11 protein-coding genes are annotated in these 11868 nt (G+C 40.2%); 4 read left to right on the forward strand and 7 right to left on the reverse strand.

The genetic code is table 11. The features are described 5' to 3' along the window. Positions 1-167: 167 nt before the first annotated feature. The 3 genes from KCG35_RS03475 to KCG35_RS03485 are packed head-to-tail and all read left to right on the forward strand — an operon-like array spanning position 168 to position 2984. Positions 168-884, forward strand: a complete 717-nt coding sequence (locus KCG35_RS03475; RefSeq protein WP_215818265.1) for a response regulator — start codon at positions 168-170, stop codon at positions 882-884. Next, a complete protein-coding gene (locus KCG35_RS03480; protein WP_215818266.1) occupies positions 884-2269 on the forward strand; it encodes an ATP-binding protein in 1386 nt (461 codons plus the stop codon). Before KCG35_RS03475 ends, KCG35_RS03480 begins: the two co-directional genes overlap by 1 nt. 16 nt (positions 2270-2285) lie before the next feature. Next, positions 2286-2984: an intradiol ring-cleavage dioxygenase gene (locus KCG35_RS03485; protein WP_215818267.1), complete on the forward strand. Its 699-nt coding sequence runs from the start codon at positions 2286-2288 to the stop codon at positions 2982-2984. Positions 2985-3114: 130 nt separating this feature from the next. Here KCG35_RS03485 and KCG35_RS03490 read toward each other — a convergent pair whose 3' ends face one another. Continuing rightward, positions 3115-3885: a substrate-binding periplasmic protein gene (locus KCG35_RS03490; RefSeq protein ID WP_215818268.1), complete on the reverse strand. Its 771-nt coding sequence runs from the start codon at positions 3883-3885 to the stop codon at positions 3115-3117. 238 nt (positions 3886-4123) lie between these two features. Between KCG35_RS03490 and KCG35_RS03495 the strand changes: the two genes are divergently transcribed. After that, positions 4124-4924 (forward strand): substrate-binding periplasmic protein, encoded by an 801-nt coding sequence (locus tag KCG35_RS03495; RefSeq protein ID WP_215818269.1) that lies wholly within the window; start codon positions 4124-4126, stop codon positions 4922-4924. Between the two features lie 109 nt (positions 4925-5033). Here KCG35_RS03495 and KCG35_RS03500 read toward each other — a convergent pair whose 3' ends face one another. The 6 genes from KCG35_RS03500 to KCG35_RS03525 form a co-directional block, all read right to left on the reverse strand. Further along, positions 5034-6158, reverse strand: a complete 1125-nt coding sequence (locus KCG35_RS03500; protein WP_215818270.1) for an ABC transporter permease — start codon at positions 6156-6158, stop codon at positions 5034-5036. Continuing rightward, complete coding sequence (locus tag KCG35_RS03505; protein WP_215818271.1) at positions 6148-7074, reverse strand: ABC transporter ATP-binding protein; 927 nt, start codon at positions 7072-7074, stop codon at positions 6148-6150. The genes KCG35_RS03500 and KCG35_RS03505 overlap by 11 nt, the downstream gene beginning before the upstream one ends. Continuing rightward, positions 7071-8018 (reverse strand): HlyD family secretion protein, encoded by a 948-nt coding sequence (locus tag KCG35_RS03510; protein ID WP_215818272.1) that lies wholly within the window; start codon positions 8016-8018, stop codon positions 7071-7073. The genes KCG35_RS03505 and KCG35_RS03510 overlap by 4 nt, the downstream gene beginning before the upstream one ends. Continuing rightward, complete coding sequence (locus tag KCG35_RS03515) at positions 8015-8668, reverse strand: TetR/AcrR family transcriptional regulator (RefSeq protein ID WP_215818273.1); 654 nt, start codon at positions 8666-8668, stop codon at positions 8015-8017. The genes KCG35_RS03510 and KCG35_RS03515 overlap by 4 nt, the downstream gene beginning before the upstream one ends. Positions 8669-9122: 454 nt before the next feature. Continuing rightward, complete coding sequence (locus KCG35_RS03520) at positions 9123-9899, reverse strand: hypothetical protein (protein ID WP_215818274.1); 777 nt, start codon at positions 9897-9899, stop codon at positions 9123-9125. A 793-nt stretch (positions 9900-10692) separates the two neighbouring features. Further along, positions 10693-11682, reverse strand: coding sequence for a right-handed parallel beta-helix repeat-containing protein (locus KCG35_RS03525; protein WP_215818275.1), 990 nt, complete (start codon positions 11680-11682; stop codon positions 10693-10695). Between the last annotated feature and the right edge of the window lie 186 nt (positions 11683-11868).

Raw genomic sequence — 11868 nt, forward strand, 5'->3', positions numbered from 1 at the left:
CAAATAATTAGATCATAAGTCTGTCGTTATGCTATGTCATAAGCTTATTAAATTGTATGAGACAAATTACGACATATTATTACAAATATCTGCTTCCACAGAGATTGAGGCTTTTCTTATAATCTTGGACTCTAGGACATTTTATAGACATAGCGAAAAAAGCAGTTATGAAGCAACATATTCTGGTTGTTGATGATCACAGTGATATTAGGGAGCTAATTGGCCGCTATTTAGACCAGCAGGACTATGAAGTTAGCTTGGCGGAAAATGGTGAGCAAATGAAAGAAGTGCTTGCTAAAGAATCTATTGATTTAATTATTATGGATTTAATGATGCCAGGCGATGATGGGCTTACCCTTTGTCGTCAAGTGCGCCATGAAAGCAACACACCTATTATTATTTTATCAGCATTAGGTGAAGACACCGATAAAATTGTTGGCCTTGAAGTTGGCGCTGACGATTACCTTGCTAAACCTTTTAATCCCCGAGAGTTACTCGCTCGTGTAAGAGCCGTTCTAAGACGACACCAGCAACCCGCGGCAATCCCCACTAAAACACCAAATAGTAAATTTATTTATTTTGATCGTTGGGAGTTTGACCTACACAAACAACAATTAGTAAGGGATGATGGTGTGGTCGTTGCCTTAAGTACAGGGGAGTTCCGCTTACTTAAAGTATTCGTACAGCAACCACATGTTATTTTTAGCCGTGATCAACTATTAGATATGACGCAAGGACGTCAGGCAGCACCTTTTGATCGATCAATTGATAACCAAATTAGTCGCCTTCGTAGAAAAATTGAAATTGACCCTAAAACCCCTAGTTTAATAAAAACAGTTTGGGGAGGAGGCTATAGTTTCAATACTGATATTCAACATCCGTGATGAATTTTTTTCCTAGAAAAATTGCATCACAACTTATTTTACTTATTTTATTTGCGCTTATTGCTGCTCAGATTATTAGCACCATCGTAATAGGTCAACGACAGTTTAAAAAAATAAACCAAAATTTTATCAATGAATTTGAGTATCGTCTTAATCAGTTACACCAACTACTCCCTAGCTTAGATGAACAGCAACAACAGTTAGTATTAAATGCGGCTTCAACGGGCATCATTCATTTCTCATTCGATAATAAGCCCATAATCAATAAGACAGTAGGTAGTTGGCAACCCACTTTCCAACACGCACCAAAAACGCTGTATGTTTGGCATCAAGAGCCGTGTTATGTCCATGTCTGGCTGTTTTGCGATCAAAAAGTACTCGACTTTAGCGAGCGTATTAAAGAAGCTATGCCCTGGTCAGTGATTAATGATGAAATCTTCTCTAACTCAAAAGTAACTCATGTTGCGTCCTTTCAAATAGCCGAAAACCAATGGCTTAATGCAGCATTACTCCCACCTCCTCGACTCTCTGCCATTTGGACAAATCGTACCATTACTTTTTTAGTCATTTGTGGGCTGATTATGGTTGCTGTAGTCACCGCAATAACCCACCACATAACATCTCCCTTAAGATTATTAAGTGAGTATGCTCATCGCTTTGGCCGTGGAGAATCTCTTCCTCCCTTACCCACTCAGGGTACGATTGAACTCCAGGAAACCATCAAAGCATTTAATGAAATGTATACCCGGATTCAGCGCTTTACGAATGACCGAACCCAACTACTTGCAGCGCTATCCCATGATCTTCGAACACCCATTACCAGTTTGGCACTACGCTTGGAATTTATACCCGATTGCGAAGACAAAGACCGGATGCTAGTTACATTAAAAGAATTGCAGCATATGGTGGAAAACACATTAACTCATGTCCGGGTACTCGCAGATACAGAACAGTTTCAGAGTGTTGATCTTGGCTCATTAATTTCAAGTGTTGCTACTGATTTAGTTGACTTAGGTATGCCAATAGAAGCTAACCTGGACAAACATATAACGGCAAAATGTAAACCCATAGCCTTACGTCGAGCACTTAGAAACCTTTTAGAAAATGCGGTACGTTATGGTCAGCACGCTCAAGTTGAACTGTCTGAAACTGAACACTATGTAAAAATTAGAGTTACTGATCATGGTCCGGGGATTCCCCAAGAAAAAATAAATGAAGTACTAAAACCCTTTTTCCGCTTAGAAAGTTCTCGAAATAGTAACTCAGGGGGAATTGGTTTAGGCTTAACGATCACTAAAGACATCATTCAAAACCATGGAGGTCAATTAACACTCAAAAACTTATCGCCCAGAGGACTGGAAGTCATCATAAAATTACCGAAATAAAACAAGGACTGAAACAATGAAAAGAAGAAGTATTCTAAAAGGAATCGGTATAGGTTCGTTTTCCCTTATCAGCAGTCAAGCGATTAGCCAAAGTTTAACACCTCTACCTCAATATAATAAAACACCGAACTACATTCCTAATTGTACATTTACACCTGAGCAAGTAGAGGGTCCATATTATATTGACACAGGCTTAGTCCGTCATGATATTACCGAGGGTAAACCAGGCGCACCTCTATTTATAACGTTTACCGTTGTCGATACAGCTACCTGCTCACCCATTCGTGATGCGGTTGTTGATATTTGGCATGCAAGTGCGGCAGGTTACTATTCAGGATTTGCCGAGCAAGGTAAAGATAAAGACGTTGATATGACAGGTAAAAAGTTTCTCCGGGGTACCCAAATTACTAACCCTCATGGTCAATGTTGTTTTAGAACCATTTATCCTGGGCATTATACAGGCAGAGCAAACCATATTCATTTAAAAGTGCTACTGAATCAATCAACACTGGTCACCACCCAACTTTATTTCCCTGATGACCTGACAGACCAAGTACACCAAACTCCACCCTATAATAAAAATACCGAACGACGTGTACGCAATGATGAAGATATATTATTTACACAAGAAATTCTATTGAACTTTAAGCCACAAAAGCAGACTTATGGTTATGAAGCCGAATTTGTACTTGGGGTAAATACACTGCAAGCTTAATGCTTTGGAGACAAATAGCTTCGAAAAAAACCTTCTTCTCTCTCAGATGCCTGTATGGCATCTGCTGTAACTTATTTAATAACACCATACAAAAAGAACGTTTTATACCCTTCCTTATAGGTAGACTCAATCAGTTTTTATAAGTAGGATGATATTTTCCAAGAAGCACATCATCCATAATTTTATCGATTAACCCTGACCGTTCTATGATATCCAACCCCTTATTAAATTTTTCTAACCAGTAAAGCGCCTTGGGAGACTCCTTTGAAATAAGCACATACATCTTTTTCTCTTTAGTGGGCCTAGAATTATTGGTAACTAAGCTTTTGACAGAACCAGAAAAATGTTGATTTAACAATTCATAGCCAATTTCAGGCTCAATAATAAAAAGCTGGATTCGACCTGTAATAAGTTTCTTAAAATTTAATAAGTCGGTATTTGCCACTTCTGTATTTAAAACACCATTTTTTATACCATTATCAATTATCTCTCCATAGTAGTACCCTCGAGTTACACCTATTTTATATTGTTTTAAGTCATTAATATTATGCCAGTCAAAATCCATATCAACTCGATGGAAAAAGACATATCTTAATGTTATCACTGGGTTACTAAAATAGAAGTACTCTTCCCGCTCTTTACTTTTAGACCAGAGCAGTGTTGCATCCACTCTCCCCTTTTTCGCCATTTCCATTGACCGAATCCATGGGTGAAAAACGTACTCAGTATTTATCCCTTGGGTTTTAAATGCTTCCGTTACTATATGAGAACCAGCACCATACTTTTTATATTTTTTAGAGAGAAAAGGTGGCCATTCACCATTAGACAGGGTAATAAACTCATCGCCTTGCACTTGCATCACAATAAAAAAACAAGTAACGATAACCAACAAGTATTTCATAATCATTAAAATTAGTATTAATTCAATTTTAGACTAACATAAGAGTTAAAAAACACTCATACAAATTAACTCCCTAATACACATAATAAATAACCATACAACAAACCCTAAAAATGATTCGTGAAGGGTATATATTATATATCTAGCCATAAGCATAAGGCATTACAATTCATATAGTCTACACTCAGATAGATTAATTCCTTATTTAAAACCTATCAGCAAACTATGGAGTAATAACATGCGCGCACTCATTATAAAAAAATTACTACTTATTACCACATTGCTTGCTTTTTCATTGAATGGGTATTCTGCTTCAGTGGTTAAACTAACCAATGGCGAATGGCCTCCTTACATGTCTGAAAAGTACAAACATTACGGCGTAATGAGCCATATTGTTTCCGAAGCCTTCAAAACTCAGGGCATCAAAGTCGAATACGGTTTTTTCCCATGGAAGCGTGCATTTAAAGAAGCTGAAGCCGGAAAAGAGTGGGCGGGATCGATTGGCTGGGGAAAAAATGCCGAGCGTGAAAAAACATTATTATTCACAAACCCCATTATTGAACTAAAAGATGTGTTTTTTCACCGGAAGGATTTTCAGTTTGACTGGAAAACGATTGAAGACTTAAAAAAATACAAAATTGGTGCATCAACCGGCTATTCTTATGGCAAAGCATTTGATGAAGCTGATAAAAATAAGGTCATCAAAGTACACCGTACAGCAAAAGATGTAAATAACTTAAAAAAAGTGCTCGATAATAAAATTGATATTTTCCCTGCCACCATGGAAGTAGGTTATGAAATTATCGCTAATAAACTACCACCTGCTGCACAAAATATGCTGACAAACCACCCTAAACCCCTTGATGTCCGAGCCTATCATATCATTATCAGTAAAAAGACTGCTGATGGCCCCAAGTTAGTAGAAGCCTTTAACAAAGGCTTACAAATGCTCAAGGATGCCTGTAAAAACAAAAGTAAAGATATTCCTTGTTATGACACACTTTTAAGTGACAGCTTAGAGGGTAAATATCGTCCATAACCGCTTTATACTTTCACTTTTGAGAATGCTGCACGTAGTTATATCGTAGTCATTTTGCGGCATTCTCCTTTATAAACTTGGTTTTACCCAAAACGAAGGGTATATGTTATTAATCCAACCGTTTCCTAAATTTAAGTGTTGCAATCAACAACCCCAAACAAGTAAAACCAATCAACCACAAAGCATCAAACCGCAACTGCACCACTTCAGCATCACGCAATACCACTGCCCTTACCATACGCATATAGTGTGTAGCAGGGAGTCCTTCCGCAATCCATTGCGCAGCATTGGGCATCGCCTCGTAAGGAAACATAAACCCAGACAGTAAAATAGAAGGTAATAATACAAACACGGTCATCTGCATTGCTTGCAACTGGGTCTTCGCAATCGTTGAAATAACTAAACCCAACGTCAAGCTTGCAAAAATAAAGAGCAATGATGCCAGCGCCAGAGAATCCAACCCACCTCGAACGGGAACGCCAAACAACCAATGGCCTGTGCCAAGAATAATCCCCACCTGAATAAAGCCCACCAAAATATAGGGTGCAATTTTACCTAACATTAATTCCAAAGGCCTGACTGGCGTGGTAATTAAAAATTCCATATTGCCCTGTTCTCGCTCACGCACAATAGCCGCAGAAGTAAACAACACCATGGTCATGGTAAGAATCACCCCCAGCAGTCCTGGCACAATATTGACGACTGTACGTTGCTCTGGGTTAAAGTACAGCACCACTTCAAGATTTGACCTCACTTGTCTGGCACTTCGTCCCATTACTTCATCTAACGGCATCTGTCGTAAACCTTTTATAGCCGAAGCTACCATGGTATCAGAGCCATCTACTAACCATTGCCCCACCGGCTGAACAAAATATTTTCCACGGCCACTGTTATCTCGATGGGTCACTAATCGATGACCAAAATCAGCAGGTAAATAAAGCACCGCCTTAATTTCACCACGGGTAATCGCAGCTTCAGCCTCATGAGGACTGGCATAGTGTTTGGTGAAATCAACCACTTGTGAAGCCGCAACCGCTTGTACCAATGCTCGGCTATAGCTGGAATTATTTAAATCAACTAAACCTGCCGGTAAGTGTCGTACATCGGTATTAATGGCATAACCAAACAACATTAATTGCACCAGCGGAATCATCACAATCATGCCAAAGGTCATCCGATCGCGCGACAACTGTTTTATTTCTTTAAAGAGAATGGCAAAAATCCTAAGCCACATGTCGGCCTCCCGTACAGGTGACAAACACATCTTCCAAACTAGGGCGCACTTCAGTCAATATCCTTTGCCCTACTTTTGGGGTAAGCCAGGTTAAAGGTTCCTTTATTTGTTTTTTTACTAGTACCCGCAACCGACTCCCTATTTGCGCAGCAGACAGTACGTTAGGCTCAGTCGTCAGTTGTTGTTTAAGCGCACGCAACCCTTCTCCAGCCACTTCGACTACACGGGCATCCATTTGCTGCATTAAATCCTGAGGAGAGCCATCCGCACGTTTTTCCCCTTGCTCAAGAATGGCTAAACCGTGACAGCGCTCAGCTTCATCCATATAGTGCGTGGACACTAATATTGTTGTGCCTACCGAACAAAGGTCGAACAGCCTTTCCCAAAACTCCCGACGATTTTCCGGATCAACCGCTGACGTCGGCTCATCCAAAAACAATAACTCTGGTTTATGCAATGTTGCCGCGGCCAATGCCAAACGCTGTTTTTGACCACCACTCATGGACCCTGCCATTTGTGTCTCTTGCCCTTCCAGGTCATACAGTTTCAGTAACTCCTGAATACGCGCTTTTGCTTTTTTGCCTGCTAAGCCATAAATGTTGGCCACAAAAATCAGGTTTTCCACCACACTCAGGTTGTCATAAAGCGAGAATTTTTGCGTCATATAACCAATACGCAGCCGCAAGGCTTCTTCCGCCCCAGGTAAGGTTTTACCCAGCACCTTAATATCACCATGAGAGGGTCGTAACAGCCCCGTTAACATACGGATAGAAGTCGATTTGCCACAGCCATTAGGCCCTAAAAACCCGTAGATCGTCCCCCGAGGAATGGCAAGATCCACCTCATTAACCGCTTTAAGGCTACCAAACGTCCGCGTCATACCTTGAGTTTCTATCGCAAGCTCATGCTGGGTCATGGCACTGCTACCTCAAGGTTAAGACCAGTGGGCAAATCCGCACCGGCTGCGCCAAGATCAATATCCGTCAGGTACATCAATCTGGCCCGGTCACGTTCATTCAGCGCATAGTAAGGAGTAAATGCCGGCTGACTACGAATCGTACGAACAACCCCATCAATAGGCTGTGCTTGCCCATCAATATAAAGCGGTAAGTGATCACCCGCTTTTACTTTAGTCAGGTAAGTTTCTGGTAAGTAAGCCCTCACATAAGGCTTATCCATTGCTAATAGCACAATGAGCTGAGTACCTGCCGCCACTCTATCCCCGACACGCCATGGCATAACATCCACCCGCGCCTTTTTGGCTGCGACCAAAGTTAAATCTGCCAATACCTTTTGCGCTTCCGCTAAACGTGCTTTTGCCGAATCAACTGCTGCGCGGCCCTGGGCTAATTGCTCTGACCGAGTACCATTCTTCAGTTCTCGTAACCGCTCATTAGCACTATCCAACACAGCCTTGGCGTTGTCCCGTGAGGCTTTAGCCACATCCAGGTCTCGATCTGCCACCAGCTTTTTTTGAAACAATTGTTGAGTGCGTATCAACTGTGACTCTGCTTCTATTAAAGTCGCTTCTGCACCAGCCACTTCAGCCTGAGCTTGTGCTAAATCCTCAACCCGAGCACCATTTTTCAGTTCTTCCAAAGCCGCTTGTACGCGTGCTAGCTCAGCGTCTGCTTGCTGAACCCGTGCTTTCGCCGCCGTAGCATCAAGCCGTATCAGCACTTGCCCTGCCTTTACCTGTTGGCCTTCATGAACAAGCACTTGTGCAATCAACTCATTGACTGGGGCGGTAAGGGTTAATCGGTCACGCTCTATCACACCAAACACCCGGTGGCGGTCATCGGTACATCCACTCAGCACCATTAGCACAAGCAGTATCCATACGGCACTCATGGTTCTCATGAAAGTGTCCTCATATCAGCGTCCTCTGGCAGAAACAGGCCTTTTTCCATGACCTGCACGTTGTGCTGAATCAGGGTGGGCAAAAAGTCAGCATCCAGGCTAATACCAAACTGACGAATCAAAACTTGAGGAGCAATCAACGGGAAGACCATTAAACTGGTAAAGCTTAAGCGCGCTAGCTCTGGTTCAACCCCAGGCCGTAACCGGCCAGAATTCAACAACACCTTACCCAACCACTGCCGGGAAAGTGCCATTACCTCGCCAAATAGCGTCATCAAAATACGAAAGGGTTCAGTGCCTTCATCCTCCTGCAATACCCGCACAACAAGCCTCGGCAAATTGGGATTAGGGGCCATGATACTGTAGTAAGTTTGCATTAAGCCTGTCAGATCAGAAGGAAACGCTGCCTGTGGCTGAGCACGAAGACGTTCTAACATAGGCTCTAACATTTCTCTCAACATCTGCTCAAATAACCCAAGCTTGCTACCAAAGTAATAGCGAATCAGTGCAGCATCCACTCCCGCCTCTCGCGCCAACTGTCGGGTAGAAACATTATTAAAAGACTGATTACCAAACAGGGCGAGCGCTGCTGCAATAAGTCGCTGACGGGCATCAGAGTCACCTTTAGGACGGCCGGTTTTAGCTGACACAGTGCACTCCTCTTTAATTCATCATTTGATGAGTATGGTATAAAGCAAAGGCCAGTAAGATCCAGTGTAATAATTCTTCAAAGAAGGGGGTTTTGGGGAAATAAGAAAGGGGATCTAAAAATTGTTTCGATTGCATCAAGCAAGCGCGAAGTACACTACGCAAAAAGTATTACATTAACAGCATTTATTTTTGGTTATTTAACTTATCGATATTCAATATAACATCATATATATTCCCTCACCTTCTCAAGGGGAGGGCCAGGGTGGGATTTATTTCAGGCACACTCAATGCTCAAGCAATATGTATAAAAAAATAAAAACCGTGCTAATCGGCTTTAATATAGCCACAACAAAGAAGATTGATTAGCACAGTTATTTTACACTTTACGCCATAAGTATACGTTTATTTAATTTGTGATACTTACAATATATCGGATCATTGCAAACTATCGAGTCATTGCAACGTATATTGGAAAGTATACGATGCAGATACTGCTTGCGTAGTAGGACCAGGATTTAATACCAATGTATAAGTCTGTCCATCAATTAGTGTACCAGGCGTAAAATCCATTGAAACAAGACCTGACGACTGTGATGGAGCTCTTGTCTGTTCAATCATAAGATTCCCACCAACCAGCTTGTTCCCTTCAAATAGCCTAAACCAAGTAATATTTTGATCTGCGATTACGTTGGCGGGACTATTATATACGGCAGTAATTCTCCCTTTTGTTTTAGCACTGACATACAGTGTGCTTCTGCCGGTATGTGCGGGTTGACCAACAATCATCGTTTTGGTTGCTGCGACTGTGTTATCCGCCTTACCCGCTGTGATAGCAATGGTATAAATACCTTGTTGAAAGTTAATGCCATTATCAACTAAAACAAAATTATCGCCTTTATGACTGGGTAAATTGGCAGAAAAGTCTGGTTTTCTGTTTAAATCAACATCCATTGTTTCATACCAAATAAGAACTTTTCCAGGTTCACCATCATTTGGTAAATTATAATCAAAAGATAATGTATTCGCCGCCAGTACTTTTAAATCAGTAATAGATGAAAATTCGGCAGAAGTAGCCATGTTCGCAACAGAAAAACTATTTGCTGCAGCGGCGGAATCATCAACATTTAGGCTATTACTATTAAAGGCTTCTGTTTGTGCATTCGCACAACCTCCCGTAATTAACAAGCCTAGCGCAAGAGGTTTTACAACAAAGCTTTTTATTTTTCTCATAATTACTTTCCTTGTTTTTATTATTTACCGTTTAACACCAACGGCAAAATTATAGTCATATAAAACAAGAAACAAATCAACATAAAAACAAAACAAAACTACCAATTTAACAAAAATTTAAAATACATAATTTTCAAACAAAGAAAAGCCTACGAACAAGAATCCGCAAAAAATAGCTTCAATTTAAAAATACACCAAATTAAAAACCTAAGCGTTAATACCTACTCATAAAATATAAAACATTCTTATCATAATTCACAACACTCCTTATTACGTAAATTTATATACTCATTACATAATGCTATATATCCGCATACTTAATTAAGAGTACGTCCAGGTTATCTATACTATCGAGTTGCTGTACGCTTCATATCCTATAAATGTAGGATTGACGTGTAGACTTAAATATTGTAAGCAACAGCAAATAAAAGGAGAGACAGATTAAAATGCGCTATTTAAAATAATTTATTTTTAACAAGAACTATTTATTCTTATACAGACTTTTTTGTCTAAAAATAATCAAAAGGTCATTATCGAGCGATGGAATCGTTATTGACAATAAAATATAGACGAGAAGTGATGTATGTACTGGATGGGAAGTTAAATAGAGGAGAAGACTTTTACGCGGTATATTTACGTAGAATATACGTACTGTATTTTTACTTGCCTTCGCAAGGGAAGGGCCAGGGTGTAGTTTATTTCTGACAACTTCAATGCACAATCAAAACTTATCTACCCCCTCCTAACCTCCCCCTTCAACAAGGGGGAGGAACTGCATTTATGTCAGTGTTGTTTACTGTAACGATTCGCCTCCACCCTCTTCTTGCTTGACTACGTTTCCTACCGTTACATTATTGGTACTCTCAATATCCATTTTTATACTTTCCGTATTATGAGTAAATACATTACCCGTCACCGTGTTATGATTTGATCGAAACTCACCATACGTTGAAAGCCACACGCCTGGGCCATCATTGTTTAAAAGCACATTACTGTTAACAACATTATACCGTGAGTGACCTACCCTATTATTCATTTTAATCCCACCACATTTATTTTGACTTCCAGTGATGATATTCCCTTGAATGATATTAAATTCGGCTTGGTCAATACCAATACCACCTGCGCCCCCACGTTGGCAGTTCGCATGCAGTCGGTTGTCACTGACAATATTACGGTGCGACCCCACATCGATGGTGATACCTTCTAGCCCATTATCATTAACATGGTTTCCTGTAATGATATTATTGGAACAATTATATTCAGAGATACCAATCATGTGGTTGTTAAAGACACGTGAGTTTAGTACTTTATTGCTACCGCATGGTAAGTCATCAATATGCCCCCCCAAACCAATACCATGTCCGTTATTATCGTGCACACGCACATTACTTATCGCGTTGTGACTTCCGTAAACAAAAATCCCGCCCCCCTGTATCGTGTTGCCATCCGATTTTCCACCATTAATAGTAAACCCAGTGACGACGTTGTAATTACTTTGCACTACGATCGCCGTATAATTATCCCCCGATATTTTTCTGAGAATCGCTCCTTCCCCCAACAGTTGAAGATTGTCATTTTTTATAACAAAGCCGGCGGTAAGATTATAAATGCCTGGCTTAAATTGTATGGTGCTACCCGACTCAGCATTATTAATGGCTGTTTGTATGTTGACAATTTCCATAGTGGGATCAACAACAATATCTGTTGCATAGATGTTTACTGTTAGAGCTAAGCTAAGAGCTGACAATAATGATGTTGTTTTATTTTTTGTTATTTTCAATTTGTTCGTCCTTTATTTTATTTTATCGTTATATTCTTCACATAATATTGTAAGGAATTTATTTTTCAGATAACAATTGTATTTATTGAGCCGTGTTATCTCTTAAATAAAATTTGCCGATTTTAGTACATTTGTCAGTTGTTGTTTAGGGAATTTTTACTTAAGGTTTTCATATACAAAGTTTTA

It is taken from the genome of Zooshikella harenae (assembly GCF_018837975.1).
Lineage (GTDB): Bacteria > Pseudomonadota > Gammaproteobacteria > Pseudomonadales > Zooshikellaceae > Zooshikella > Zooshikella harenae.

What these genes read in the sequence shown, in the direction of transcription:
- KCG35_RS03475 (WP_215818265.1), top strand. Translation starts at nt 168, where the DNA reads ATGAAGCAACATATTCTGGTTGTTGATGATCACAGTGATATTAGGGAG.
- KCG35_RS03500 (WP_215818270.1), bottom strand. Translation starts at nt 6,158, where the DNA reads ATGTGGCTTAGGATTTTTGCCATTCTCTTTAAAGAAATAAAACAGTTG.
- KCG35_RS03480 (WP_215818266.1), top strand. Translation starts at nt 884, where the DNA reads ATGAATTTTTTTCCTAGAAAAATTGCATCACAACTTATTTTACTTATT.
- KCG35_RS03520 (WP_215818274.1), bottom strand. Translation starts at nt 9,899, where the DNA reads ATGAGAAAAATAAAAAGCTTTGTTGTAAAACCTCTTGCGCTAGGCTTG.
- KCG35_RS03505 (WP_215818271.1), bottom strand. Translation starts at nt 7,074, where the DNA reads ATGACCCAGCATGAGCTTGCGATAGAAACTCAAGGTATGACGCGGACG.
- KCG35_RS03495 (WP_215818269.1), top strand. Translation starts at nt 4,124, where the DNA reads ATGCGCGCACTCATTATAAAAAAATTACTACTTATTACCACATTGCTT.
- KCG35_RS03510 (WP_215818272.1), bottom strand. Translation starts at nt 8,018, where the DNA reads ATGAGAACCATGAGTGCCGTATGGATACTGCTTGTGCTAATGGTGCTG.
- KCG35_RS03490 (WP_215818268.1), bottom strand. Translation starts at nt 3,885, where the DNA reads ATGAAATACTTGTTGGTTATCGTTACTTGTTTTTTTATTGTGATGCAA.
- KCG35_RS03485 (WP_215818267.1), top strand. Translation starts at nt 2,286, where the DNA reads ATGAAAAGAAGAAGTATTCTAAAAGGAATCGGTATAGGTTCGTTTTCC.